The organism is Streptomyces sp. NPDC058051 (genome assembly GCF_042885475.1).
Taxonomy (GTDB): Bacteria; Actinomycetota; Actinomycetes; order Streptomycetales; family Streptomycetaceae; genus Streptomyces.
Map to the genome: position 1 here is coordinate 1 of NZ_JBHVRW010000042.1, position 25,758 is coordinate 25,758.

The window sequence follows — 25,758 nt, forward strand, 5'->3', positions numbered from 1 at the left end:
GGCGCGGGCGGCGCGGGCGCGGGCGGCGCGGGCGCGGGCGGCGCGGGCGCGGGCGGCGCGGGCGCGGGCGTGCCATGAGCGTGATCCGACGCCGTGCGTCACCCAGTGACCGCGGGACGACCACCACCGGGATCAACGCTACGGGGAACAGCGCCTTGCACCAACGCGAGCAGCAGCACGCATCGACCGTCACCGAGCTTCATGTCCTGGTTCATTCGGGACTCAAGCCGTACTTCGACCCACCACGGGCCCTGCTCGGCGCGCTCCGCTCCGGCTTGGACCGGGTCGACTTCATCGACCCGGAGGAACTGACGTCACCCTGCGGTGCGCTGGATCTTCCGGTGCTGATGCCGGTCACCGGCGAGTTCCAAACCGAGGAGTTGCAAGCGGTCAGGGTGCGGCATCCGCTGTCTCTGCTCGTCGCGGTCACCCGTGATCTTTCGGGTTACCGGACGTATGACGCGATCCGTTCAGGTGCGAATTTCGTGCTCAATCTCGCCATACCTTGCGAGAGTCAACGTGACGTGCTGTACGCACAGCTTCGGGCGCATCTCGTGGTCACGTCCGGCAACGCCGTGACTGCCGGGCCGCAGGGTATTCCGGCGGGTGAGGTGGTTCGTCAGCGCTGCCGCTACACCGGCGGGGAGACCGCACCCAGTGTGGAGGCCGACCGCGAGGGCGACATATCTGGAGGGCACCCACCGTCCGCTCTCCCTTCGTACGACGCGGAGTTGATGCGGCTGCTCTGTACGTCCATCACGGTTTCCGAGATCGCGCGCCGCTACTACTACTGCTCGGAGCGGTCCATGTACCGGCGAATCCGCAGGCTCTACGACGATGTGGGAGTCGGGGGCCGTGCCGAGCTGATTTCGCTGGCCGCTGTGCTTGGTCCTCGACAGCCGTTGAGCGCACGCGCCTGCTGAGAACGAGCGGCGCACGCGGGAGCCGGCGCGACGCGGCCCAGGTTCGACCCCAGGTTCAGCGGACCGAATTCCGTATGCACGGACGCGCACGTACGGACGCGCACATGGGGACTCCGTAGGGATGGACTCCGCGCGCTCGCACACTCACATGGACGTGCAGGGACGGGCGCGCGTCTCGGGCCGGGTCCGTCCCTGGGTGGTCGCCGTGGCGTGGGGCTTCGGGGCTGTCCGCCATCCGCCATCCGCCTCGGTCATACGTCTCGGTCATCGGTGTGTGGGTGCGGCGCCGGTCAGCGGATGCCTGCATCGGCGGATTCCAGGAGTCGGAAGAAGCCGGCTTCCACGTCTCCGTCGATGGCGAGGTCTGCCAGTGAGCCTTCGTACTGTGTCCGACCGGCCACCAGTACGTGCACTCGGTCGCAGACTTGGGCGACTTCCGCCAGCTGATGACTGGCGATCAGCACCGCCACGCCCTCGTCGGCCAGTGAGCGAATGATGCCGCGCATCTCGCGGATGCCTACGGGGTCGAGGCCGTTGGTGGGCTCGTCGAGGACGAGCAGCCGGGGTTTGGCCAACAGGGCGACGGCGATCCCCAGCCGCCAGCGCATACCGAGGGAGTAGGCGCCGACCTTCCGGCCTCGTGCGTCGGTCATCTTGACCAGGTGCAGTGCCGGCTCGATCCATGCCTGCGGCACGCCTCGCAGCTTGGCGTGTACCTTCAGCGTCTCGTCGGCCGTCAGTGTCGGCCAGAGCCCGGGAACTTCGATCAGGGCGCCGACTTCCGCCAGCGACTCCCGGCCGACCGACCTGCCGAAGATCTCGATGCTGCCCGACGTCGGGCGTTGCAGGCCGAGCAGGGCCTTCATGAGCGTCGTCTTGCCCGCGCCGTTCGGTCCGAGAAGGCCGTACACCTCTCCTGCCCCGACCGTGAGGTCCACGCCGTCCAGGGCGTGGTGCGAACCATAGTGCTTGTGCAGGCTGCGGATCGTGAGCGCCGGTGTCGTCCGGTCCTCTGTTGTGCCGGTCGTGCCTGTTGTCGCGGTCATGGTCAGATCTCCTTACGGCGCATGTGCATGCTGCCGACGAGCAGCAGGACCACGGTCAGCGCCGCGGCGAGGCCCACGGCGAGCGGAATGGCCGACATGTCGGTGACCGGGCTGTCCTTGGGCAGCGGCACCCCGTTGGGTCCGATCCCGGCCAGCGGCAGGACCACCCGCATGGGCCAGGCGAACGGAACGGCGTACCAGAAGACCTTGTCCGAGACGAGCGCCCCGCACAGCAGGCCCGCGACGCCTACCCCGATGCTGGGGCCCATGCCCCACACCACCGCCACCAGTACGGCCAGCGCGGTCATGGACAGGCCCACCAGCCAGGGAAGACAGACGGCCGCGACCACCGTCCCCATGGCCTCGGGGAATCGGCCGCTGATCATCGCGCCGAGGGAGAGCATCACCAGCAGCACGGTGGAGGAGGCCAGGCCCAGCACACCGAGTGCGGCCACCTTGCCGATGAAGTAGCGCCCGCGCGGCACGCCGTAGGAGAGCAGCAGCCGCCAGGCGTCCTGGTCGGCGCGGACCGAGAGCGCCGCGGCCAGGCCCGCGGTCATCGGGACCAGCACACCCCAGAATTCAAGGGTCACGTTGCGGAACACCTCGAAACTCTGGCCCGCCTTGGCCTCGGAGGAGCCGAGGGCACCGAGAAAGAGAGGGACGGTGATGATGACAGGGGCGAGGAGGTGGTACCACAGGATGAACCCTCGCTTGTTGCGCGAGAGTTCGGTGCCCACCACCGTCGCCACCGAGGGGTTGTCGCGTCGCCCCACGAGGGGTGGGGCCGCCATGCCGTACACCATGTGTGCTCCTGATGGGCCGCTGTCGGTTGCACCAGGTACGTAGCGGTGGCCGACGCGGCGGTTCACAGCCGGTGACGCACAGGCCCGGTCCCCACGGTCGTGGGCACCCGGTGACGCACAGGCCCGACCCGCGGTAGGGGGCAGTCGGTGGCGCACAGGCCCGACCCGCAGCCGCGGGCAGCCGGCGGACGACTGACGGACAGCGGGCGGCCGGCTGACAACCGACTGCCAATCGCACCGCCGGGGGCAGCGTCCCGCGGTGCCCGGATGGGAGCGTCGTAAGCAGCACCGGCCTGTCCGCGCCCCGGAATACCCGTCGGCACGGCCGACCGCACCGGCACCATCAGGGAGGAACGCTCATGAAGACACTCCGCCGCACGTTCGCCGTCGGGGTCCTGGCTCTCACGTTAGGGGGTCTCGTCGCCCCGACCGCTTCCGCCGCCCCCACCGCTACCCCCGCCGGCGCGGCACAGGCGGCCGTCACGCACGGGTTCGGCGTCATGAAGACCTGGCACGCCACGGTGCAGTGCCAGATCGTCCGTATCAGCGACAACAACGTCGTGAAGTACGACAGGGCCGACGGCACGGGTAACACCGAGCAGGCGGCCATCAACGACGCGGCACGCAACATCCCCGTCCCCCCGGGCCACTACAAGCGCCATTGCGACGCCAAGCGCACCTGGTAATGTCGACGAGGGGGCGAGTCGTTTCGCCCCCTTTTGCCGCCCCGTCCGCCCTCTCCCTTCCCCCTCTCTCCCCCCCTCTCCTTTCTCTTCGCCGACCTGGGACGTGAGCGATGCCCGAGAACCCGAGTGTCTGGGAAGTCCGGCTGGGTGTGTACGCCACTCGGCAGCAGGCCGAGGAGATCGAGGAACGCATCTCCAGGCTGCTGTGCCCCGACCCCGACCACGCCCCTCCGTGCCCGATTCCGTGGTCGGTCTCCCTCCTTCACGGCTCGGGGCTGGAGGAAGACGGTTCGTACGCGGAACTGATCGAACAGGCCGAGGCGGAGAAGCACCTCCGCCCGTGACCGACCGGATCGACGGGCAGCGGCCGAGGAGCCACCGCCCACGCTTGTGCATATGACGTGAAGATCGGCTGAAGATCCTCGGGATCCCGGTCGCGCCGAGAAGCCCCCTCCCCCTCCTCGACCGGGGCATGTACTCCGTCTGTGCACCTCATTGCCCGTGCGGGGTCGGCCCGCGCCTCTGCCCCGCCCTGTCCACAGCCCCAGGTCCTCGATTGCCTCAGCGCCGGTCGAGTTGATAGGCATGGCACCACATTTGTTTGCCCGGCTCAGCAGGGGGACTGGATGAAGTTCGACATGGGGGCGCAGGTTCTTACGAGTCTGTCGTCGAAGTCGCGTGGTTCGAGTGATGATCTGGGGACGTTGATTCGTCAGTTGGTGCAGGCCGCGCAGCCGTTGGAGGGGAAGTTCAATGGTGCGGGGCGTGCGGCGTTCGATTCGTTCAAGGGGCGGTCGGACGAGATCACGGCGGCGTTGAACGGTTCGTTGTCGGCTCTTCTGGGTGGTCAGTCGGGGATGGAGTCGGCGTTCAGCTCGGGTGATCAGGAGCAGGGTGACAACGCGCGGCAGCAGATGTCGGCGGCGAATTTCGATGCGGCGCGCTTCGGCGGCCGGTGACTTCGGGGGGCTTGGTTTCTGATGGCTGGTGACAGCGACCGTCGTTCGTACGACATGGGTGCGTCCGCGGATGCGCAGGGCAACATCCAGGTGGTGATCGCGCGGCTGGAGGAAGTGATCGCGGCGCGTGACGCGCAGGTGAAGGCGGCGATGGCCGACTTCGCGGCGGATGGTGTGGCGGATGAGTACCACGGCAAGGAACTGCGGTGGAACAGTTCGTCGCAGGAGGTCAAGAACATCATCCAGCTGCTGAAGACGACGCTGGAGAAGAACGACGGCACGGCGCAGCACACGATCACGCGCGCGAAGGCAGCCGTCGACAACATCGGCTGACTCGTCGGGGGGCCCGCCTGACGGCGGGTCCGGGGGCGGGGCGGTAACGGGGAGCATGAGGTAACGCATGACCGGCTGGGATCTGAAGCCGCAGGGTATTTCGGGTGTGCTGAAGACGACGGGTGAGATGGCGGCGAAGATCCAGACGCACGCGACGTCGTACGGGAAGCATCTGTCGTCGGCGGCGTCGAGTGCGGGCACGATCACCGCGGACGACAGCGGCGGTGGAGGTGGCGGTGAGGGTGGTGAGGCGGTCGGTGGTCTGGTCGCGCTGGCCCTCTCGCAGTTCGCGGAGCACACCACCCCTGACCTGAAGTACATCGCGGCGCGGGCCGGGAAGTCCCTGCAGGGCGCGGTGGACGCCACGACCGCCTACCTCGACGGTGATCTGGCGATGGCCGCCGAGGCGCAGCGCAAGGCGTTGGGTGCGGTGGATCTGGATCCGAAGAAGCCTGGGGTGCAGGCGCGGTGATCAAGCCTGAGGCGATTCCGCAGTACACCGGTGATCTGGGTCAGCTGGAGAAGGACCATGCGAGTCTGACGGCGGACGCGGGGCATGTCCGGGACACGGGTTCTTCCGTCCATACCCATTTCCAGGCGTTGTCGGCGTATTACCAGGCGCCGGAGGCGGAGCGGTTGTTCGCGTCGACGAAGCCGGTCCAGGACCGTGCGGACGGGTTCGCGGACGATCTGGAGAAGGTCGCTTCGTCGTTGTCGGACTACGCGACGGAGATCCGTCCGCTGGTCTCGAAGCTGGCCCGGCTCAAGACGGACGCGACGACGTTCGTGAACGAGAACAAGGACGACGAGGACTGGCAGTACGACGGGGACAAGGTCGAGGAGCACAACCAGCTCCGTGACGACATCACCGCGACCGTCGCCGCGTTCTGGGCCGCCGAACGCACCTGCCACAACAAGATCACCGCCCTGTTCGGCGGGACGCAGATGGTCGCCGGGGACGGTTCCGAGCGCAAGGACCAGTACGGGTTCGACGCGGACGACCTGAAGAACGCGAAACTGCCCTGGGGCGACCCCGTCGAGGAGAAACACCACTGGTACGAGGTCGGGCACTGGGTCAAGTCGTTCGTCTGGGACGGGCTGATCGTCGACGGGATCTGGGGCACCATCAAGGGCCTGGGCACCCTCGTCGGGTTCGGCGGCTGGGACGCCATGGGCCAGGCCTGGAAAGGACTCGCCCAGCTCGCCACCGGCCTCGCCATCACCGCCATCCCCGGCGCCGGCGCCCTGTTCTGGACCCTGCCCGACGACAAACTCCCCTCCTGGCTGCGTGACTCACGCACCGCGATGAAAGAGACCGGCAAAGCCCTGGTCGCCTGGGACGAATGGGGCAAGAACCCCGGCCGGGCCGCCGGAGCCGTCACCTTCAACGTCCTGACCACCGTCTTCACCGGCGGTGCCGGCGGCGCCGCCGCCGGAGCCGGAAAAGCCGGAGCCGTCGCCAAGGTCCTCTCCGTCGCCGGAAAGGCAGGCAAGGTCATCGACCCGATGACCTACATCGCCAAAGGCGCCGGCGCCGGCCTCTCCAAGATCGGCGACATCACCAAGGGCCTCAAAGGCATCGGCAACATCGAGATCCCCACCCTCCCCGACAACGCGATCACCCTCCCCGAGGGCTCCTTCAAACTCCCCGACGGCACCGTCCACCTCCCCGACGGCGCAGCCGTCCCCGACGGCGGGATCAAACTCCCCGACGGCAACGTCAAACTCCCCGACGACGTCCCCGTCCTGCCCGAGAACACCACGAAACTCCCCACAGCCACCGACGCACCGGTCCAGTACTTCGACCACGACGGCAACCTCCTCGACCACAACGGCGACATCGTCCAGCACGCCAAGGACGCACCCACCGAAACCACCCCCCACACCCCGGACACCGACACCCCAGGTGCCACCACCCCCCACACCGACACCCCCTCCCCCACCAGGGAACCCGCCCTCGTCGGCGCGGGCGCCCACACCGCGGACAACGCCGCCCACGCCGCCACCCACGCCGACCAACCCCTCCACCTCGGCAACAGCCTCGACACCGACCTCGGCGACATCGGCCGCGTCGGCGACGACGTCCCGGGCAGCACCACCCCGCACGTCGGCGACAACCTCCCCGGCGGACACGCGGGCGACAACCTTCCCGGCGGCCACGCCGGCGACAACCTTCCGGGCAGCCACGCGGACGACCTCGGGAACGGCCCCTCCAACAGCCACGAGCCTCCGTCCGGCCACAACGACGGCCCCACCGGCGGTCAGGGGGACGGCCCCGGCACCGGTGGTGGGCATGACAGCTCCACTCCGGGACACGGTGAAGGCCCCTCCGGTGGCGGCCACGAGACACCTTCGGCCGGTACGGGCGAGCCCGGCGGGTCGGCCGGAGGAGGACACGGGGAGACTCCCGGTCATTCCGACACTGCTTCCGGGGGGCACGAGGCCCCGGGCACCGAGCCGGTCGGCGGTCCTCCCGCGGACCGGGTGAATGAACCCCTTCCGGAACTCACTCCGCAGGAGCGGGCCGATCACTGGAATCACCTCGACGAGGTGGAGCAGCGCAGCCCCGAGGACTTCGATCAGCTGCAGCGCGACCCGGACAAGAACGGCGGCATCTCAGAACCCTCGAAGGACGAAGCACGGGTGGGTCTGGACCTTCGTGAAGAAGCACGGCTTCCCGATGACATCCAGCGTCCGACTCAGGCCGACCGTGGCGAGTTCTACTCTCCGAGCGCGGACAAGTATTACGATATTAAGGGCGTGCACTCCGACTGGCCGCCATTCAACAACGTTCGCGACAAGTCGCTGCCCTTCAAGGGTGCATACAACCCCGCCAACAATGGCAAGTGGGTCACGAAGCTCTCCGAACAGATCGTCGACAAGAACCGCGTTGTTATTCTTGACGTCCGTAATGCAAGTCAGGCAGCGATCGACGATATCAAGTCCGTCGTCGAGAAGAACGGTTGGGAAGACGATGTCATCTGGTACCCGTAAGGGCTGGGCACCGCGCCGGTACCCTGACGACCGAACTGCCGCCGATCGCCTTCGCGAATGGCTGCAAGGCCCGGACGACAGCGGGCTCGATGCTGTGGGCCTCGACTTCAGCGGCGCGGATCTGACGGGCGGCGACTTCTCCGAATCATGGTTCACCGACGCCAGGCTGGCCGGTACGAACCTGACGGGAGCGGAGTTCTACCGTGCGGATCTCGAAGGGGCCGACCTCTCTGGAGCAGACCTGACCAACGCTTCACTGGTACGGGCGAACCTGGACGATGCCACGCTCCGGGGCGCGACTCTCGACGGTGTCGATTTCGTCAAGGCTTCGCTCTACGGCGTCGACGCCTCAGGGGCGAGCTTCCGTGGCGCTCGGTTGATGGGGGCTTCCCTGCTGAACGTCGACCTCCGCGGGGCAGATCTGACGAACGCGGTGACGGACGAGAATTCATTCAAGGTGAAGCTCGACGAGAACACAGTTCTGATCGGCTTCTCCGGAACAATTTTCGGTCCGGTCGGCATCGTCACCGCGGAAGGCATCGAAGAACTGGGCGGTCCGGGTCTCGAAGAATGGATTCGTGACAGAAAAGGAAATGCGAAGGTAATTCCTTCACGATCCGCACGCTGATCAGAAACAGAATGGCGGCACCGGCACGGCCAGATCCTTGCCCCTGCCGGTGCCCCGAGCCACGAACGGTGGAACGGGGCCCGGTCGTGGGACCGACCACAACGACGGTCTCACCGGCGGCGGTCAGGGGACGGCGCATGTGCCCTGGCGGACATGACGACTCCACTCCGGGGCACGAGCCCGTCCGGCGACGGCCACGGAGACGGACCCCGGCGGTGGCGGAAGAGTCCCCAACGGCATGTACTCGCCCAGTTCCAACCCCATGCCAGGAGGACGGCCTTGATCGCCACCACCCCCGTCGCCCGGTGGTCCTGGGGTGACCGCGGGCACGCGACCGACCTGGTCCAGGAAGCCGTTCGCAGGTTTTCGCCGGCGCTCGGCGTCCTCGACCGTCACCGCCCGGGAACCCCGCACGGCGGAACGGTGACCGCCGTGGTTCCGGAGCCGGGGCGACAGAAGTTCGTGCTCCGGACCGATCTCCCGGTCAACGACGCCCTCGTGTCGGAGATCAGGAGAAGGACCACCGACGGCACGGTGGGCGGCGTGGAACTGTCCGCGTCCTGCGACGGCCTCGTCGAGACCGGCGACGGCGCCCACGCGGTCGAAGGGCTGTTCACGCTCGCGGTCGATGTGTCCGAGAGCTTCTTCCATGTGGAACTCACGACGTTCTCGGACGCCTGGATGCCGTTCGATCTTCGCGGACGTGACCAGAAGGACGTCTTCACACGCAACCGCCCGCGCCTGGCCGAGGCCCTGGCGGACATCTCCGAGGCCCTCGACCTGGAGATCGATCCCGAGGACCCGACCTGGTTCGGGATTCCCACCGAGACAGGGGTCGAGAACCACTTCGAGGACGGCGACGGAGCCCCCTCCGACGTGTGGGGACGGTTCGAGATCCCCCACCGCAACGGCATCTTCAGCCAGACCCCGAGCTTCAAGTCCGGCTACCGCCGCGACGCCTCCGGCAGCGTCCAGTACCTGCCGGTGCGCCGCGGGCACGACGTCCTGGGGTATCTCTGGGCATCGGATGCCGAGAACGCGGCAAGTTTTGAGCCGTGTGACGCCGCCGACCTGGACGGTTACCGGGCCGGTCTGATCTGGCTGGACCGGCTGCAAGCCGCGCACGACCGCGGGCTGTCCCCCTCGGCCGCACTCGCCGAACTCGGGAATGCCGCGCAGGACCCCGTGGCGGGACAAGCGGCAGGGGTCGAGCCGGTCGGGGCGGACAGCCTCGCGGTGCTGCGGGAGCTGGCCGGCAGCTGAGGAAGGTCCGGTTCTCACGACCGACGTGACACGCATCGACATCGACGACCCGAGGTCGGTACGGATGGAGGGCAACGCCTGCTGTACGGGGGCGAACTCTTCACCGGTGAGGTCGAGGAGCTGCTGGGAGGCGCCGTCAGCCTGGACTCCTTGTGGCCGGGGGCGGCACGGTCCCGGCCGCGCGGCGTACGAGGACGGCACGCTCCGCTCCGAGGGGACGGCCCGCGGGGGTTCCTCCGCGATCCACCCGCGATCGGTCCGCACGTGATCGGTCGGCACGTGATCGGTCCCACGTGATCGGTCAGCACGTTGGACCGCACGTGATCGGACCGCACGTGATCAGGAAGAAAGGCAGCACCGGCCCGGATCGCATGATCCCGGGCCGGGCCCGATTCCTCCGCTGATCAGTTGGCCTTCGTCCGCCACTCAGTTGAACGCGGCGGCGAACGCCCCGGTCTCGTAGGAACCTCCCCGCTGGTGCACGATCACGGCGAGCCGGTTGGCCGCGTTGATCAGGGCGACCAAGGAGACCAGTGCCGCGGTCTGGTCGTCGTCGTAGTGCTTGCGCACCTGCGCCCAGGTCTCGTCGGACACGCCTTGGTGGGTGTCGGCGAGCCGGGTGCCCTCTTCCGCGAGCGCCAGCGCGGCCTGCTCGGCCTCGGTGAACACGGTGGACTCGCGCCAGGCGGCGACCAGGTTGAGCCGGACCGCGGTTTCACCGGCGGCTGCGGCCTCCTTGGTGTGCATGTCGATGCACCAACCGCAGCCGTTGATCTGGCTGGCGCGCAGCGACACCAGCTCCTGCGTGGACGCCTGCAGCGACGACCGGTGAATCACCAGGGCGGCGTTGGCGAACCGCTTGCCGAACTTGGCGGCGATCTCGTTCTCGAACATGTTGAATCGGGCGTCCATGATGTCGTCCTCACTCGTCGGTGGTGCACATGACGAACACGAGATGCCGGCGCCCCGCTCCCTGTGACGGGACGACCGTGTGACGTGCGCCACCGCTCGCGGGTGTCACAAAGCTGCGGGGAACGGCGTCTTGTGCGCGGGACACCGTACGGAGCGAACAGGCAGGAGCAGCCGGTGAACAGCGAGCACACAGAGCACAGCGAGCACACAGAGGACACGGCCGGGCAGCTCGGCGGCGGACGCGCGGACCCCGCCACCGAGACGTTCGTCGCCCATCGCAACCTGCTGTTCACCGTCGCCTACGAGATGCTCGGCTCGGCCGCCGACGCCGAGGACGTCCTGCAGGAGACCTGGCTGCGGTGGGCGGGGGTCGATCTCGGCATGGTGCGGGATCAGCGTGCCTACCTGGTCCGGATCACCACGCGCCAGGCGCTCGGCCGGCTGCGTACGCTCGGCCGCCGCAAGGAGTCCTACGTCGGCGCCTGGCTGCCCGCGCCGCTGCTCACCGCGCCCGACGTGGCCGAGGACGTCGAGCTGGCCGACAGCGTCTCGATGGCGATGCTGCTGGTGCTGGAGACGCTCGCGCCGACCGAGCGGGCGGTGTTCGTGCTGCGCGAGGTGTTCGACCTCGGGTACGAGGAGATCGCCGAAGCCGTCGACAAGAGCCCGGCGGCGGTCCGGCAGGTCGCGCACCGGGCGCGGGCACACGTCGCGGCGCGCCGGCCGCGCGGGGCCGTCTCCCCGGCCGAGACCCGGGACGCGCTCGACGCGTTCCAGCAGGCGGTCGAAACGGGCGATCTGCAGAGCCTGCTCGACATCCTCGCGCCGGATGTCGTCCTCCTGGGCGACGGTGGCGGAGTCAAGAAGGCCATCCTGCGGCCCGTCGTGGGGGCCGACAAGGTGTCCCGCCTGCTGGCCTCCGGGCTGGGGAGGCTCGCCGACGCGGTGTCACTGCGTCAGGCACAGGTCAATGGCTGCCCGGCGCTGGTCATCCGGCTCGACGGCGCGCTCGACACCGTCATGGCGGTGCGCATCGACGACGGCCTCATCACCGGGCTCTACGCCGTGCGCAATCCCGAGAAGCTGTCGCACATGCGGCAGGAGACCGCCCTGCGCCGCTGAGAGACGGGTCGGCCGGGAGTGACGCGCGCGAGCGGCGTCCCGGCCGATGTCCTGACCCCGTCGGCGCCGGACCGGCCCGCCCGACGGGGCCCGGGTCGGAAGGGTCCGGTCAGGACGAGGCGCGGTGCGTACGCGATGTAGTCGAGATTCGGGTTCAGGGCCCGATCGCGTCGTAGCCCACGAACTCGAACAGTCGGTTGCCCGTACGCAGGGGTAGCGGCGTGCCGACGAACCGGTGCACACCGACCCCGTAGCCCGTGCCCGGTTCCGACAGCCACTGCAGTTCGAAGCCCTGGGCGCCGAACCATGCGCAGATCAGCGGCACCCGGTCGGGGGCGGCGCGGTTCCGGGTCCAGATGACGGTCCCGCCGGTTTTGCACAGTTGGTTGCAGGCACCGATCGTGCGCTCGATGTCGCCGTCGGAGATGTTGCCGAACACGCCGCAGATCAGAACGAGGTCCGCGGGGGCCTGGTCCTGGTACTGGTCGATGAGTGAGGCGTCACCCGTCACCACCTCGACCTGGCCCAGGTCCGCCCGGCGCGCCGCCACCGAGGCCGCGGCGGTGTTGCGTGCGTCCAGCTCGACGAGCTTGGCCCGCACCTCGTGGCGGCGGGGGTGATCGGCGAGGACATGTAGGAGGTCGCGGCCGTCCCCGGCGCACAGGCTGATCACCTTCAGCGGCCCGGCCGGAGCATCGTCCAGGGCGGCGCGCGTCCGTGCTTGGACGGTCCGCAGCCGCCGCGCCATCCACGAGTCGGCCACGTCGTACCGGTCGTGCCAGGTGTTCCAGTCCATTGCCGTACACCCTAGGGGCTGTCCCGACAGCCCTTGGGCGTATTGATCACGAACGCAGACGACCCGGGATTCGCGACGCGCGTCGGTCGGCCCGAAAGACCGACCAACGCGCTCACACGCGCCTCCCCCGAGCTCTTGCTGTTGTGTTCAGCCGTGCTCGGGCTCCACCGGGAGCCACAGTTCGGCGTCGGCCCCGGTCTTGTCCGGCGACAGGCGGGTGCGCAGGATCTCGGGACCGGTGCGGCTGCGGTAGGGGTTCGACGGGAACCACTCGGTGAAGACGTCCCGCCACAGCTCCTGGATGGCCTGCGGCGCCGGCCCGGAGGTGGTGAAGACCGCCCAGGTGCCGGCCGGGACGGCCAACGCGGTCGTGCCCTCGGGCGCGGCCACGGAGGTGATCACGCCGTGGTGATAGTCGAGTTCGGTGCCCTCGGCGCGGCTGGGGTCCAGGTCGTCGCAGACCGCGACGATGCCGTGCGGCTCCTGGTCCGACAGCTCCTCCAGGCGCTCCAGGGTCCCCGGGTCGATTCCGCGGACAAAGTCCATGATCGCCTGGTTCGGCCCCGCATGCACCAGCGGTACCCGGGTCCTGAGCCCGACGACGGTGAAGTCCGCCTTGTCCACAACGCGGTATCGCATGCTGCTACTCCCTTCAATGGTGAGGCGGAAGGCCATCCGGGACTGGGAGCTGAGCTCGGCACCGGTACGTCGGGCGTCGCCCGGTCCGATGCCGTGCATGGCGCGGAACGCCCGCGCGAACGCCTCGCCGGAGCTGTAGCGACAGCGCACCGCGATCTCCAGCAACGTCTCACGCCCCGCGAGTACTTCGGCGCCCGCGAGGGTGAGCCGACGGCGCCGGATGTACTCCGACAGTGGTATGCCCGCGAGCGCGGAGAACATCCGGCGCAGGTGGTACTCCGAGGTGGCCGCGATACGCGCCAGTTCTTCCACCTCGATGTCCTCGTCGAGATGGCGTTCGATGTGCTCCATGGCCTGGTTCAGCCGCTCCAGCATGCCCGGTCTCCTTCCTCTTGACGACCACCACGCTAAGCGGCACCTACCATGCCGGACCCGACATCTTGTGCCCGATCAAGTCGGGTGCACGCGGCAGCCCGGAGGCCCGAGCGGGGCCCGGTGAGTTCCGGCAGCACGGTGAGTTCCGGCAGTCCGGTGAGGTGCGTCGCGTGTGCCGGGGCGCGGTACGGCGCCACGTCGTCGGTGCCTGTCGCGGCGGCGGAATCACTCCGCGGCCACGCCCTGCTGGGCCGACGGCTCAATCCACTGCCTGCATGCCCATGAAGGTGCTCCACAGTTCGGCATACCGCCCTCCCCGTTCCAGGAGTTCTTCATGCGTTCCGTCCTCCGTCGGCCTCCCCTTGCTCAGGACCACGATCCGGTCGGCGCGGGCTGCCGTGGTCAGTCTGTGGGCGACGATCAGTGTGGTGCGTCGACGAGCGAGCCGCTTGGTGGCGGCGTTGACCACGGCCTCGGATCTCAGGTCGAGCGCGGCGGTGGCTTCGTCGAGCAGCAGAATGTCCGGCGCGGCCAGCTCCGCACGGGCCAGCGCTATCAATTGCCGCTGACCGGAAGAGAGGTTGTTGCCGCCCTCGGCGACCTCATGGAGGTAGCCGCCCGGCAGAGCGGCGACCATCTCGTGTGCGCCCACACTGCGTGCGGCCGACTCCACCTCGGCGTCCAGCGCCTGAGGCCGTCCGAACGCGATGGCGTCACGCACAGTGCCCCTGAACAGGTACGGCTCCTGGGGCACGATACCGAGACGCTGCCTGTATCCCGTCAGGTCGAGGTCGCGCAGGTCCATTCCGTCCACGCGCACCGTGCCCGAGCTGGGGTCGTAGAACCGGGCAGCGAGCTTGATCAGTGTGGACTTGCCCGCGCCGGACTCACCGACGAACGCGACGGTCTGGCCTGCCGGCACGACGAGATCGACACCGGTGAGTGCGGTGGTGCCGTCTCCGTAGTGGAAAGCGACATGGTCGAAGGCGAGTTCTCCGCGCAGCGCCTCCACGCACCGGGGCTGTTGCGCGGCAGGTGTGGAGGACTTCTCGTTCAACAGCTCCCGTACCCGACCGAGCGACTCGGAAGCCTGCTGGTAGCCGTCGAAGATCTGCGACAACTGCTGGACAGGGCTGAAGAAGAGGTCGATGTACAGCATGTACGCGACGAGCGCCCCTGCCGTCAGCGTGCCCGCCACCACACGTCCGGAAGCCAGGCTCAGCACTCCGACGGTGGCGAACGAGGCGAGCAACTGCACGTACGGGAAGTAGACGGCTATGAGCCACTGTCCGCGTATCCGGGCCTGCCGGTAGTCGGCGCTGTGCCCGGCGAATCGCTGGGCACGATCCGCCTCGCGTCCGAAGGACTGCAGGATGCGCAGTCCGGCAAGGGACTCCTGGAGATCGCCGTTGAGCACGCCGGCGTGCTCTCTCGCCAGGCGGTACGCCCGCACGCTGTGCCGTCGGAAGAGATACGTGCCGATGGCCAGGGGCGGGAGGACGGCAAGGACGACCAGGGCCAGTTGAGCGTCGATCGTGACGAGGGCCACGAGAATGCCGACGAAGGTGAGAACGGCGACGAGGGCGGACGCCAGCCCCGTCTGGAGGAAGACGGACAGCGCGTCGATATCCGTGGTCATCCGCGTCATGATCTTGCCCGGCAGGTGCCGCTCGTAGTAGTCGAGTCCGAGCCTCTGCAGATGAGCGAAGATCTTCACACGCAGCGCGTAGAGGGCACGCTCGCCGGTACGGCCGGTCAGCTGGACGCCACCCACCTGGGCGGCCCACTGACCCACCACCACCAGGAGGGCCAGGGCGGCAGCCACCCACACAGCACTGACCATCTGCCGTCGTACGCCTTCGTCGATGCCGTGGCGGATCAGGACGGGCAGCAACAGGCCGGCTACGGCGTCGAGGGCGACGCAGGCCACGGCCAGGGTGAAGGGCACCCCGAGGCCGCTCAGCAGTCGGCGCACGCCGAGGGAGGACTCGGACCGCTCTGCGGCTTCCTCATCCATGTGCGGATCAGGAGCGACGGGTGGCTGTGCGGGCGACCCGGCCGCCGGGGCATCACCGCGTGCCGGCCCCTTCAGGAGACCGGCTCGGGCCGCGGGTGTGTCAAGCCTCCCTGGTGCGGTGCGGCTCGCGGGCGTCCTCCACAGTTCGGGAGTGACGCCATCCCCGTGAGGCAGCTCGGTGTCCGCCTCACGCGCGGCCGGTGCTTCGGGGGCGTGTTCGTCGAAGTCGTCGAGCAGCCGCCGGTACTCGGCGCACGTCGCCCGCAGGGTGTCGTGCGTGCCGAGTCCGACCAGCCGACCGCCTTCGAGGACGGCGATCCGGTCGGCCAGTTCCAGAGTGGAGCGCTGGTGCGCGATGAGCAGGACGGTGCGGTCCTCCAGGACGTCGCGCAACGCCTCATGGATCGCCTTTCCGGCGAGGGGGTCGATCGCTGACGTGACGTCGTCGAGCAGCAGAACCGGCGGCAGGCCGACAAGCGCCCGCGCCAGGGCGATGCGCTGGCGCTGCCCACCGGACAGAGTCAGTCCGTGGGGGCCGACAACCGTGTCGTAGCCGTGGGGGAGCTCGGTGACGAATCGGTCTGCCTGGGCGACCCGGCCGACCGACCGGACCTCCTCGTCGGTCCCGTCCGGTGCCCGCAGGACGATGTTCTCGCGCACGGACTCGGAGAACAGGAAGATGTCGCCCGGGGCGACGCCGAGGGCGGCACGCAGCGAACGCAACGTGAGCCGACGGACGTCGTGGCCACCGACGCGTACGGTTCCGTCCTCGACGTCGTAATGGCGCGACACCAGCGACGTCAGCGTGGACTTGCCGGATCCCGACGAACCGACCACCGCCATGGTCTCACCGGGTTCGACCCGCAGGGAGAAGTCCTTGAAGACCGGCGCCCCCTCCGCGTAGCCGAAGGTGATCCGGTCGAACTCGATGTCGGTCGGCGTGCCCGGCGACAGTTCTTGCGCATCCGGTGCCTCGTCGACGTCGGGCTTCATGTCGATGAGCGCGAACACCCGCTCCAGACCGGCTCGGGCCTGCTGCCCGGCCGTCAACGTGGACGCGAGCATCCTCACAGAGCCGACGAGCTGGGCGAAGTAGGTGGAGAAGGCGACGAAGGTGCCGAGCGTGATGTCGCCGCGCGTGGCCAGCCAGCCGCCGAGCGCGAGAACGCAGACCTGCCCGAGTGCGGGAACCGCTTGCAGAGCCGGGGTGTAGCGGGCGTTGAGCCGCACGGTGCGCAGCCGAGCAACGAAGAGGCCGCGGCTGGCAGAGCGCAGTTTCTCGATCTCCTGGCTCTCCTGGCCGAAGCCCTTGACGACGCGGACGCCGTCGATGCTCCCGCCCACGACGGAGGCCACCGCACCGGCCTGTTGCTGAGCGTGCCACGTCGCCCGGAAGAGCTGAGCGTGGCTGCGGCGCGCGACCCAGGGCAGCGTCGGCGCCACGGCGAGCGCGATGACGGTGAGCACCGGCGAGAGCACGAGCATGACCGCGAGCGAGACCACGAACAGCAGGACATTGCCGATCAACGCGGGCAGCAGCCCCAATTGCCTCTGGATCAGCTGGAGATCGGTGGTGCCGCACCCGATGACCTGGCCGGTGGACAGCTCGTCCTGACGCCTGCCGTCCAGCCGCACGAGCGACTCGTACATCTCGGTGCGCAGATCGTGCTGGACCTCCAGCGCCAGCAGGCCCGCGTAGTAGCGGCGGACACACGTGAGCAGGTAGACCACGACGGCGGCAGCGGCCATGAGGGTCAGCCACGGAGTCAACTGCCGTTCGCCGCCGTGGACCAGATCATCGATGACGAGTCTCGGGATCAACGGCGTGAGCGCCGTGACGCACATGGCGACGATCGATGCCGCGAGGGAGAGCAGAAGCCTTCTGCGGTATCGAAGGCAATGCCGCAGCAGGCGTCGCGCCCAACCGTCGGTGCCACTACTCAACAGGATCCTCCGTGGTGTCCGTCCGGATACGCCGACGGTCTGTGCGCAACGATGGGCTAGTAAATCGATAGACCAACTCTGAACACAAGAGCACAGTCGCGATCTCTTCACCAGGCGACAGGATGTGTTGGTTTGATGCAGTCTTGCTCCTCCAAATCCCTTATGCACAGGGCGAATTCATTGATCAACGGGTCATTGACTCGTTCCTGATGTCGGTGCAACGATGCACCGGCTGTCCGAGGGGCAGCCGTTCCGTCCGGTCGTGAATCGTCACGTTCCGGTCGTATCGCCGGGTAGACAGCGAGGGGAGAATGCATGGCGCGACCAGGAGCACTCGGAGACTTGCTGGCCTGGGCCGCCGGCCGCGGAGAGAGGGCCGAGGTCCCACTCTGTGACGAGGAGTCACCGCAAGCCGTACGGGAGGCACTTGTCGCTCATCGGCTCACCGTGCGATTCGCGGAGCGAATGGCGGCGCTGGGTCCGGACAGCGGCCACTCGGAAGTACGGGCGTCCTTAAAGTCGTTGAACAGGACCATCGCCGAACGTGCCGAGCAGCACATCACCCACGTGGTGCGCCTTCAGGGCCTCGGCGCCCCCGAAAGGCCACCTCTTCTGATCAAGGGCTTCACTCCCCACGTCAACACGCGTGGACGTGTACCCCACCACCGCTCCAGCGACATCGACCTGCTGCCGCACGATCCGAAGCAGTTCATGGCGCGCGCTCAGGAGCACGGGTACCGGGAGTTCACTCGCTACACAGGGTTTCACGAAGTCGGATATCTGGTCCTGGGAGACCCCGAGGACCGGAACAGCCGGGTGATGCTCGACATCCACCGAGGATTCCCCGTGTTCTCGTACGGCAGCGGGCGGGAGCCGGAGCTGACCGGTGCCGACCGGTTCGACAGGGATCCCCGGGGAGACGCACCCTCCGCGATCGCCGCACTGATCACCTACGAGGACCTGTCCGACCAGTGGCGATGGGTGGAGCTGCCTCAGGGGCGTGTGGCGGTGCTCCGTTCCGAGGTGGCCGCGATCATCGCCTGCGCGCACCTGTACAAGAACTGCTCCAACCGGGCCTGGCGGTACCCCTTGGCGAATCTGCCGCTGGGAGAGCTCGCCGACACCGTCGACATGATCCGGCAGGAGGACTTCGACACTGCCGCGTTCCGTCGGCTGGTCGACAGGCACCACGCCCAGGAGGCCGTCACGTTCGTGGCGCACGCCAACGGCCGACTGCTCGGCCACCACGTTCCAGGACTCGGCTGGGCCACGAGGCGGCCCCTGCGGAACACGCGAGTGCTGTGGGCCGACTACGCGCACCCGCTGGCGATCGACTGGCCGACGCCGCTGGAGGACTTCGAGAACCTGGTCGTCCGGCACCACGGCATCGACGACTACGTGGCGAGACTCGGGGCAGTCGAGGTGCGCGCCGCGTCCGACTCGCAGGCCGCGCCGTCGTACGAACTCGGCGAGGGCGGCCCTGGGGAGTTCACCCACCGGCGGCAGCTGCGTTCCGTCCGCGCCTCACTGAGCGTGTCCTGGACAGAAGGCGTCGTCACCTTCCGTATCACTCCGGCGCAGCCGGAGGACGGACCGACGGAAACGCGGTTCCTGTTCAACTTCGGAGTGCCGGTCTACGAAGTCGTCCTGGGGCCCGGCGGCGACACGGCGACGATGGACTGCACCCTCGGCCGAGCGGCCGTGGGCGGGCCGCGGTGCGAGGCCCTGCGCGTCGGTCCGTCCAAGGCCGTGACTCTTGTGGCGGAATTCTCGGCCCGGGATCTGGGCGATGCCGTTTCGGACGGATCGTCTGCCACATGCCATGTGATCGTCGGCATCCGGCAGCCCGTTCCCGGCACGTCGGCCAACGCCACGACAGCGGTCCCTCTGCGCGTCCTGCTGGATTGACCGGCCTCCAAGTACCCGCTCCAGTACCCGATGGCTCCGCGAGTCGACACTCCGTGTCTCGGCGCGCACGCGCCTTTGACACGCGCCTTTGAAACGATCGGTGGGATGTGAAATGACAACCTGGACGGCCGACGCTGTGACGACCGATCGGCCCCTGGCCATGTACGGCGGGACGCCCATCCGTACCGCTCCGTGGCCCACATACGACAAGGGCGACGCTTTCATAGGACCTGCCGAGGAGGCGGCCGCTGTCCGTGTGATCCGCAGCAGCAGGCTGTTCCGCTACGACACACGGCCGCACGCCGAGACCGAGGTGGGCAGGTTCGAAAGCCTGGCACAGGACTGTTTCGGAACCTCCCACGCACTGGCCGTATCCAGCGGGACCACCGCACTCGCCCTGAGCCTGATGGCCGCGGGAATCGGTCCCGGATCCCGGGTCGCATGCCCGGTCTTCACCTTCGCGGCCACGCCGAGCGCCATTCTCCTGGCAGGTGCCGAACCGGTCCTTGTGCCGGTGGACGAGCACCTGCACATCGACCTGGAGGCGCTGCGGCAGGCACTGCCGGGCGTCGACGCCCTCATGGTCGTCCACATGCGCGGCTTCGCCGAAGACATGGACGCGATCGTCTCTCTCGCGGACGAGGCCGGCCTTCCGGTCTTCGAGGACGCCGTTCCGGCCATGGGATTGCGACTGCGCGGCAGGTCTCTCGGGACATACGGCCGCGCGGGGGCCTTCAGTACCCAGTCCGACAAGAGCATCAACACCGGCGAGGGCGGCATCCTCGTCAGCGACGATCTCGATCTCATGGCCCGCGCCACGGTGTTGTCGGGGGCGTACGAAGGCCGGGTGCGCAGACACTTCGAAGGGCTCCCGCTCGACGATCTGAGCCTGCCGCTGTTCAGCTTCAGAATGGACGAGATCCGAGGTGCGATAGCCACCGCGCAACTGGAGAGGCTGCCGGACAAGCTGGCAAGGCTGTCTTCCAACTATGCTTGGATCACCGACGCGTTGACTGCGGTCGACGGCATCGAGGTCCGCAAGGCCATCGACTCCGCGGTGCTCGGGGACGCGCTGCTGCTGAAGGTCGGCGGGGCGGACGCCGCCGAGGCGGCCTGGTTCGCGAAGGCTCTGCGCGCGGAGGGAATCGACGCGCGCGCATTCGGTGATCTGGTCGATCGCAATGTCCGCGCCTTCTGGAACTGGCGATTCCTCGACACGTCGGTGCACGAGGACTCGCTGGCCGCGTCCGCGGTCCACGTCGGTCGCATCGTGGACATTCCACTGGCCGCCTCGATGACGGCCCAGGACTGCCGGGAGGTGGTCGCGGCAGTCGAACGCGTCGCACGCCACCTGCGTACCGTGGGGATGACGTCATGACCTCCCACACACTCAGCGAGTCCTTCGCTCTGGACGGACGCGTCGCCGTGGTCACGGGAGGCAATGGGGGACTCGGTCTCGCGATGGCGCGCGCCCTGGGGGCGGCCGGAGCCACGGTGGTGGTCACCGGTCGTGACCGCGCGAAGAACGAGGTCGCCGCCTCCGAGTTCGCCGTCGTACCGCTCGACGTGACCGATGGATCCGCTGTCGACCGGTTCTTCCGGGACATCGAACGCGACTACGGCGGTGCGGACATTCTCGTCAACAACGCCGGGATCTACCTGGACTGCCCCGTCCTGGAAGACGATCTCTCCGCCTGGGATCGGATGATCTCCGTCAATCTCACCGGATCCCTGAGATGCGCCCGTCACGCGGCGCTGCGGATGCGCCGGGCCGGAGCCGGAAAGATCATCAATATCGGATCCGTCTACTCCTCCTTCGGCCATCCCCGGTCGACCGGCTACGCGGCGACGAAGGCCGGGGTCGTGGGATTGACCCGCTCTCTCGCCGCCGAACTGGGCCCCCACAACATCCAGGCGAACGCGATCCTTCCGGGCTGGTTCCCGACCGCCATCAACGGTGATCTCCCGGACCTGCCGAGGGGCGAGGAGATCAGGCGTCGCACTCCCCTCGGCCGCTGGGGTGCGGATGCCGACATCGGGGGCCTCGCCGTCTTTCTCGCCTCCCACGCATCGGACTTCGTCACCGGCGCGGCCATTCCCCTCGACGGCGGATACACGGCGACCGACCGTCCGGTCCACTCCTGAACCCACGTGCTCCGGAGCACCCCCGAAACCGCCACCCCTCGAATCCCGACAACGGAGACAGCAGTGAGCTCTGACCATGCCTTCGGGCCTCCGCCTCCCGGCTGGACCCCCACGTCCTGGCGTGCGTATCCGGTCGAACAGCAGCCCAACTGGCCCGATACGGGCGCCCACGAAGCCGTACTCAAGGAACTCTCCCGTCGGCCGCCGCTTGTCTTCGCAGGAGAGATCCGCGCCCTTCAGGGCCGACTTGCGGAGGTCTGTTCCGGACAGAGCTTTCTTCTGCAGGGCGGCGACTGTGTCGAGACCTTCGAGGCCTTCACCGCGGACAACATCCGCGACAAGCTCAAAGTGCTCCTGCAGATGGCCATCGTGCTCACCTACGGCTCTCAGAGGCCGCTGCTCAAAGTGGGGCGGATAGCGGGGCAATTCGCCAAGCCGCGGTCCCGGGAGACCGAGACCATCGACGGCGTGACGCTTGAGTCGTACCGCGGTCCGGCAGCCAACGGTCTCCCGTTCGACACGGACGCGCGCACCCCTGACCCGAGCAGGCTGCTGCGTGTGTACGAGCAGTCGGCGTCCACGCTCAACCTGATACGGGCCTTCACCCGGGGCGGCTTCGCGAGCCTGCGCCAAGTCCACTCCTGGAACCAGGACTTCGTCCGCTCCAGCCCGCAGGGGCATCGCTACGAGCGGGTGGCCACCGAGATCGACAACGCACTCGCCTTCGCGCGCGCATGCCGCATCGAAACGTCGCCGGCCACCTCCGAAGTCGAGGTCTTCACGTCGCACGACGCGCTCTTCCTCGGCTACGAGGAAGCACTCACCCGAGTCGACTCGCTGACCGGCGCTCACTACGACGTCTCCACCCACTTCCCGTGGATCGGCGAGCGGACCCGGAATCCCGACGGGGCACATGTCCACTTCTTCTCGGGAGTCGGCAACCCGATAGCGTGCAAGATCGGCCCGGGCACCACCCCCGCGGAGATCGACGCACTGGTCGAGAGGCTCAACCCGGACAACGTCCCCGGGCGCCTGACCTTCACGGTCCGCATGGGACACCAGCGGATCGCCGAGCAGCTGCCCCCTCTGGTGCGGCACGTCCGCAACAAGGGCCACCGGGTGATCTGGTCCTGTGACCCCATGCACGGCAATACGTTCACGTCGTCGACCGGGCTGAAGACCCGCCGATGGGCCGACATCATGTCCGAGGTCCGGTCCTTCTTCGCCATCCACCAGCAGGAAGGCACCTATGCCGGAGGTGTCCACATCGAACTGACCGGCGAGCGGGTGACCGAGTGTCTGGGAGGCGCGCGCGGCATCGCCGAATCCGATCTGGAGAGCCGGTACGAGACCGCCTGCGACCCACGGCTCAACAACGAGCAGGCACTCGAACTCGCCTTCTGTCTTGCTGAGTTGCTCCGTGGCTGAGTCGAGAAGCGGACCTCGGCCGGCTGCCCGCCCGCACGAGGCGGCGACGCTCGGGGCCTGGGGGACGGAGGCCGTCGCACGGTTGCGGACCTGTCGCGCCCGCTGTGACGGGTGGCCACCGTCGACGCGTTGGCTGTACCGGCTGGGTGTCCTCATCGCCGTACGGAGCGAGGACGAGACGCTGCTCGGCGCGCTCGCCGACTTCTACCACCCGTACTACTCATTCGCGCAGGGCCTGCCCCCGCGCGAGCCGGACATCACCTTGACGCTGCTGGTCGGCAACGGCCGCGTCCCGACGCCGGTTCCGTCCTCCGACATGCGGATCTTCCGCCGGAGGCCGGCGGAGCACTGTACCGCCGGAGACTGGCGTCTGATGGCACGCGACGACGCCGACATCGTGATCGCCGTCGACGACGAACGCCGCGAGGTGGTGATCCTCGGTTCGTCGGCACACGAAGTCCGTCTTCAGGCCAGAGTGCTGTTGCGCGACCAGATCCTCCAACGCGTCGAACACGCCGCCGGCTCATGGGTGTTCCACGCGGCCGCTGTCGCACGCGGCGGGCACGGTGTGGTGGTGATGGGCGACCGGAACTGCGGCAAGACGACAGCCCTGCTGAACCTTCTCGGTGCCGGAACGCACGACTTCGTCACCGCGGACCGGCTGAGCCTGACGCGCAACGAACACGGCCGGATCGTGATGGAAGGCGTCCCGGCCCGTGCCAATGTTCACGAGGTCGCCTTCGAGCCCGGTGAGCCGCTCCACGGTCTGATCGACGGCGTGGACTGGGATGCCGCGGCTGAGGGAAAGGTGCTGGTGGACGTCCCCGCGCTCACCGCGCACTTCGGAGCTCGCGCGGTGCCGGCAGCCGAGCCGACCACGATCCTCCTCCCCCACATCGACGCCGCCACGGCCGTACCGAAGACCGAGGTGATCGAAGACGTCACCCGCGGCCGAGAGCTCCTCCGGCGGAACCTGCTGGAAGGAGACGTCCCGGGGAACACCCACCGGCCGTGGCTCGCACTTCCGATCACCGACGCTCCTCAGCGACAGCGCGCAACCGTCGACGCGGTCCTCGACGAACTGATCCGGCAATGCCGCCTCCTGGCCTTTCGCGGCACGTACGCCGCCTACACCGACTGGCTCGCCACGATCAACGAGCGGGAGGCGATATGAGGCAGGTATCCGCCGCGCAAGCCTCGCTGCTGCGCGAACGGGTTCCGGACGCCGAGACGGCCGACCGTGTCGACCTGGCGGAACCGGACCGGCTGCCACCGCTGACGGTGGTGGCCGGACCGTGTCGATCCGGGACGACAGCCTTGCTGCGCGCCGCCGCGGCCACCGGGCATCCGGCGTATTTTCAACCGCTGAAGCGCCTGATACGCAAGGCGATGGCAGGCGAGGAAGCCCGGTTCGCGTTACCGCCCGGACCGGGACCGGCCGTGTTGAAGGAGACGTTCGGTCCGTTCGTCATCGGCGAGGCCGCGTTCGATCCTGTCTCCATACTCCGCAGCCGCGGCTATCCGGAATCGAAGCTGAGCCTGATCGTCACGCTGCGCCATCCCGTGGACCTCTACCACTCATGGAAGAGACTCCACGAGGCGAACAGCCGTTTCGACGGGCTGGACACGGGAATCTTCGTCGCCGCGTTCCGTCAAGGGCTTCGCGTCCACCGCCAGGCATGCGACAGCGGGCTCGTCGTGACCGCGTTCGCCACCGACGGACTGGCGGACCGGACGCCGGCCTCGGTGCTCGCCGCGCTGTTCGCACGGCACGGTCTGGAGTACGCCGAGCGCGCCGTCGACTGGAGACACGGCCGGACCGAGACGCTCGACGCGTCGATCGTCCGAGGGACGGACCCGGAGGTCTTCCGAGCCACGGGCTCGCTCGATGGTGTTCGCCGTTCGACGGCCTACCGGCTCAGCGGGCCGACAGCGGTGCCGGACACCACGGACGTGCCCGACCCCGTGGCGGAACTGGTCCCGGCATACGAAACGTTCACGGCCCGGTCACGGGTGGACCTTGGAGGAACGGAATGAACTCCGCAGACAACGGCCGCGCACCCATGGAAGTGAACGGTGCTGTGCACGAGGATGACGTCGCCGAGCGGGACTGCGTCGCCCTGCTCGACGACCAGGAGCCTTTCGACTGGCAGGATCTGCGCACCAGCGGGGAGCGGGCGACGAAGCTCCTGGAACAACTCGCCGGGGATGCACGGCAACTGGGAAGACTCCTGAAGCGCGTCGGCGAGGACGAGACGCTTCTCTCCATGTGTGAGAGCCACCAGCCCTTCGACAAGATCGTGCTCTACAACGGCGACGAGCGAAACTTCCGGATCCGGCTGCACATATGGCGCACCACCGAGTTCGAACGCGCTCATCAGCACCGTTTCTCGTTCACGGCGCACATGGTGCAGGGACAGTACCGCCACGTGCTGTACGACGGACCCGGCGCCGCAGGCGTGGCGAACCGTCCGAAGGACGCGCGCCGGCGCATGGACCCCGATCACGCCGACCACGCTGCGGACCCGGACCTCGCAAGGATCCGGCCGGTCCTGGAGTACGAGATGAAGGCGGGAGACAGCTACACACTGCACCATGACGCCGTCCACGCCACGCTCGTCTCCGCGCAGACGGTCTCGCTCATCCTTCGAGGCCCCGCGGAGAAGGACGTCGCCTTCGTGGCCAATCTGGACGAGGGCGGGGTCTACTGGCGCTTCGGCCGTCGCGATGAGAGCGAGGAGCGCATCCGCGCCAAACAGCTCACCCGTGACACGCTGCACCGCATCATCGCGGACCTGACCGGCCGCGGCATCACCGCCTGATGCGGTTCCCGG

General features: G+C 68.3%; 23 protein-coding genes. 17 read left to right on the forward strand and 6 right to left on the reverse strand.

The features are described from left to right. Positions 1-155: 155 nt before the first annotated feature. On the forward strand, positions 156-923 hold the full coding sequence (locus tag ACFVUT_RS35680) for a helix-turn-helix transcriptional regulator (protein ID WP_389656718.1): 768 nt from the start codon (positions 156-158) through the stop codon (positions 921-923). Positions 924-1,213: 290 nt separating this feature from the next. Here the strand turns inward: ACFVUT_RS35680 and ACFVUT_RS35685 are convergent, their stop codons facing one another. Continuing rightward, a complete protein-coding gene (locus ACFVUT_RS35685) occupies positions 1,214-1,969 on the reverse strand; it encodes an ABC transporter ATP-binding protein (protein ID WP_389656715.1) in 756 nt (251 codons plus the stop codon). A 2-nt stretch (positions 1,970-1,971) separates the two neighbouring features. Further along, positions 1,972-2,763, reverse strand: a complete 792-nt coding sequence (locus ACFVUT_RS35690) for an ABC transporter permease (protein WP_389656713.1) — start codon at positions 2,761-2,763, stop codon at positions 1,972-1,974. A 371-nt stretch (positions 2,764-3,134) separates the two neighbouring features. On the opposite strand from ACFVUT_RS35690, the gene ACFVUT_RS35695 reads away from it, so the two are divergent. From ACFVUT_RS35695 to ACFVUT_RS35730, 8 genes are all read left to right on the forward strand, one after another. Further along, positions 3,135-3,461 (forward strand): hypothetical protein, encoded by a 327-nt coding sequence (locus tag ACFVUT_RS35695; protein WP_389656710.1) that lies wholly within the window; start codon positions 3,135-3,137, stop codon positions 3,459-3,461. Between the two features lie 110 nt (positions 3,462-3,571). Then, positions 3,572-3,805 (forward strand): hypothetical protein, encoded by a 234-nt coding sequence (locus tag ACFVUT_RS35700; RefSeq protein WP_389656707.1) that lies wholly within the window; start codon positions 3,572-3,574, stop codon positions 3,803-3,805. A gap of 282 nt (positions 3,806-4,087) precedes the next feature. Further along, positions 4,088-4,420, forward strand: a complete 333-nt coding sequence (locus ACFVUT_RS35705; protein WP_389652847.1) for a hypothetical protein — start codon at positions 4,088-4,090, stop codon at positions 4,418-4,420. A gap of 21 nt (positions 4,421-4,441) precedes the next feature. Continuing rightward, positions 4,442-4,753 (forward strand): pore-forming ESAT-6 family protein, encoded by a 312-nt coding sequence (locus tag ACFVUT_RS35710; RefSeq protein WP_389652849.1) that lies wholly within the window; start codon positions 4,442-4,444, stop codon positions 4,751-4,753. Positions 4,754-4,820: 67 nt separating this feature from the next. Continuing rightward, on the forward strand, positions 4,821-5,225 hold the full coding sequence (locus ACFVUT_RS35715) for a DUF6507 family protein (protein ID WP_389671122.1): 405 nt from the start codon (positions 4,821-4,823) through the stop codon (positions 5,223-5,225). Continuing rightward, positions 5,222-7,747: a hypothetical protein gene (locus tag ACFVUT_RS35720; protein WP_389652854.1), complete on the forward strand. Its 2,526-nt coding sequence runs from the start codon at positions 5,222-5,224 to the stop codon at positions 7,745-7,747. The genes ACFVUT_RS35715 and ACFVUT_RS35720 overlap by 4 nt, the downstream gene beginning before the upstream one ends. Further along, positions 7,728-8,375 (forward strand): pentapeptide repeat-containing protein, encoded by a 648-nt coding sequence (locus ACFVUT_RS35725; protein ID WP_389652857.1) that lies wholly within the window; start codon positions 7,728-7,730, stop codon positions 8,373-8,375. The genes ACFVUT_RS35720 and ACFVUT_RS35725 overlap by 20 nt, the downstream gene beginning before the upstream one ends. Before the next feature lie 279 nt (positions 8,376-8,654). After that, positions 8,655-9,638: a hypothetical protein gene (locus ACFVUT_RS35730; RefSeq protein WP_389652860.1), complete on the forward strand. Its 984-nt coding sequence runs from the start codon at positions 8,655-8,657 to the stop codon at positions 9,636-9,638. Positions 9,639-10,064: 426 nt separating this feature from the next. Here ACFVUT_RS35730 and ACFVUT_RS35735 read toward each other — a convergent pair whose 3' ends face one another. Continuing rightward, the gene (locus tag ACFVUT_RS35735; RefSeq protein ID WP_389652863.1) at positions 10,065-10,550 is read right to left on the reverse strand and encodes a carboxymuconolactone decarboxylase family protein; all 486 of its coding nucleotides are present in this window, start codon (positions 10,548-10,550) and stop codon (positions 10,065-10,067) included. 174 nt (positions 10,551-10,724) lie between these two features. On the opposite strand from ACFVUT_RS35735, the gene ACFVUT_RS35740 reads away from it, so the two are divergent. After that, on the forward strand, positions 10,725-11,672 hold the full coding sequence (locus tag ACFVUT_RS35740; protein WP_389652867.1) for an RNA polymerase sigma-70 factor: 948 nt from the start codon (positions 10,725-10,727) through the stop codon (positions 11,670-11,672). Positions 11,673-11,826: 154 nt separating this feature from the next. Here ACFVUT_RS35740 and ACFVUT_RS35745 read toward each other — a convergent pair whose 3' ends face one another. The 3 genes from ACFVUT_RS35745 to ACFVUT_RS35755 form a co-directional block, all read right to left on the reverse strand. Then, positions 11,827-12,468 (reverse strand): class I SAM-dependent methyltransferase, encoded by a 642-nt coding sequence (locus tag ACFVUT_RS35745; RefSeq protein ID WP_389652869.1) that lies wholly within the window; start codon positions 12,466-12,468, stop codon positions 11,827-11,829. 147 nt (positions 12,469-12,615) lie between these two features. Then, a complete protein-coding gene (locus ACFVUT_RS35750) occupies positions 12,616-13,482 on the reverse strand; it encodes a GyrI-like domain-containing protein (RefSeq protein WP_389652872.1) in 867 nt (288 codons plus the stop codon). 259 nt (positions 13,483-13,741) lie between these two features. Next, positions 13,742-17,443 carry an ABC transporter ATP-binding protein gene (locus ACFVUT_RS35755; RefSeq protein ID WP_389652875.1) on the reverse strand — a complete coding sequence of 1,234 codons (3,702 nt, stop codon included), beginning with the start codon at positions 17,441-17,443 and terminating at the stop codon, positions 13,742-13,744. 522 nt (positions 17,444-17,965) lie between these two features. On the opposite strand from ACFVUT_RS35755, the gene ACFVUT_RS35760 reads away from it, so the two are divergent. From ACFVUT_RS35760 to ACFVUT_RS35790, 7 genes are all read left to right on the forward strand, one after another. After that, complete coding sequence (locus tag ACFVUT_RS35760; RefSeq protein ID WP_389652878.1) at positions 17,966-19,351, forward strand: hypothetical protein; 1,386 nt, start codon at positions 17,966-17,968, stop codon at positions 19,349-19,351. Between the two features lie 112 nt (positions 19,352-19,463). Beyond that, complete coding sequence (locus tag ACFVUT_RS35765; protein WP_389652881.1) at positions 19,464-20,729, forward strand: DegT/DnrJ/EryC1/StrS family aminotransferase; 1,266 nt, start codon at positions 19,464-19,466, stop codon at positions 20,727-20,729. Further along, positions 20,726-21,496, forward strand: coding sequence for an SDR family NAD(P)-dependent oxidoreductase (locus tag ACFVUT_RS35770; RefSeq protein ID WP_389652884.1), 771 nt, complete (start codon positions 20,726-20,728; stop codon positions 21,494-21,496). The genes ACFVUT_RS35765 and ACFVUT_RS35770 overlap by 4 nt, the downstream gene beginning before the upstream one ends. 63 nt (positions 21,497-21,559) lie before the next feature. Then, positions 21,560-22,924 (forward strand): class II 3-deoxy-7-phosphoheptulonate synthase, encoded by a 1,365-nt coding sequence (locus ACFVUT_RS35775; RefSeq protein ID WP_389652887.1) that lies wholly within the window; start codon positions 21,560-21,562, stop codon positions 22,922-22,924. Next, on the forward strand, positions 22,917-24,098 hold the full coding sequence (locus ACFVUT_RS35780; protein WP_389652890.1) for a hypothetical protein: 1,182 nt from the start codon (positions 22,917-22,919) through the stop codon (positions 24,096-24,098). The genes ACFVUT_RS35775 and ACFVUT_RS35780 overlap by 8 nt, the downstream gene beginning before the upstream one ends. After that, on the forward strand, positions 24,095-24,961 hold the full coding sequence (locus tag ACFVUT_RS35785; RefSeq protein ID WP_389652892.1) for a hypothetical protein: 867 nt from the start codon (positions 24,095-24,097) through the stop codon (positions 24,959-24,961). The genes ACFVUT_RS35780 and ACFVUT_RS35785 overlap by 4 nt, the downstream gene beginning before the upstream one ends. Then, complete coding sequence (locus ACFVUT_RS35790; protein ID WP_389652894.1) at positions 24,958-25,746, forward strand: hypothetical protein; 789 nt, start codon at positions 24,958-24,960, stop codon at positions 25,744-25,746. Before ACFVUT_RS35785 ends, ACFVUT_RS35790 begins: the two co-directional genes overlap by 4 nt. Positions 25,747-25,758 lie beyond the last annotated feature (12 nt).

Coding starts and splice junctions, on each gene's coding strand:
- ACFVUT_RS35685 (WP_389656715.1), bottom strand. CDS start 1,969: ATGACCGCGACAACAGGCACGACCGGCACAACAGAGGACCGGACGACA.
- ACFVUT_RS35690 (WP_389656713.1), bottom strand. CDS start 2,763: ATGGCGGCCCCACCCCTCGTGGGGCGACGCGACAACCCCTCGGTGGCG.
- ACFVUT_RS35695 (WP_389656710.1), top strand. CDS start 3,135: ATGAAGACACTCCGCCGCACGTTCGCCGTCGGGGTCCTGGCTCTCACG.
- ACFVUT_RS35700 (WP_389656707.1), top strand. CDS start 3,572: ATGCCCGAGAACCCGAGTGTCTGGGAAGTCCGGCTGGGTGTGTACGCC.
- ACFVUT_RS35705 (WP_389652847.1), top strand. CDS start 4,088: ATGAAGTTCGACATGGGGGCGCAGGTTCTTACGAGTCTGTCGTCGAAG.
- ACFVUT_RS35710 (WP_389652849.1), top strand. CDS start 4,442: ATGGCTGGTGACAGCGACCGTCGTTCGTACGACATGGGTGCGTCCGCG.
- ACFVUT_RS35715 (WP_389671122.1), top strand. CDS start 4,821: ATGACCGGCTGGGATCTGAAGCCGCAGGGTATTTCGGGTGTGCTGAAG.
- ACFVUT_RS35725 (WP_389652857.1), top strand. CDS start 7,728: ATGTCATCTGGTACCCGTAAGGGCTGGGCACCGCGCCGGTACCCTGAC.
- ACFVUT_RS35735 (WP_389652863.1), bottom strand. CDS start 10,550: ATGGACGCCCGATTCAACATGTTCGAGAACGAGATCGCCGCCAAGTTC.
- ACFVUT_RS35745 (WP_389652869.1), bottom strand. CDS start 12,468: ATGGACTGGAACACCTGGCACGACCGGTACGACGTGGCCGACTCGTGG.
- ACFVUT_RS35750 (WP_389652872.1), bottom strand. CDS start 13,482: ATGCTGGAGCGGCTGAACCAGGCCATGGAGCACATCGAACGCCATCTC.
- ACFVUT_RS35765 (WP_389652881.1), top strand. CDS start 19,464: ATGACAACCTGGACGGCCGACGCTGTGACGACCGATCGGCCCCTGGCC.
- ACFVUT_RS35770 (WP_389652884.1), top strand. CDS start 20,726: ATGACCTCCCACACACTCAGCGAGTCCTTCGCTCTGGACGGACGCGTC.
- ACFVUT_RS35785 (WP_389652892.1), top strand. CDS start 24,095: ATGAGGCAGGTATCCGCCGCGCAAGCCTCGCTGCTGCGCGAACGGGTT.
- ACFVUT_RS35790 (WP_389652894.1), top strand. CDS start 24,958: ATGAACTCCGCAGACAACGGCCGCGCACCCATGGAAGTGAACGGTGCT.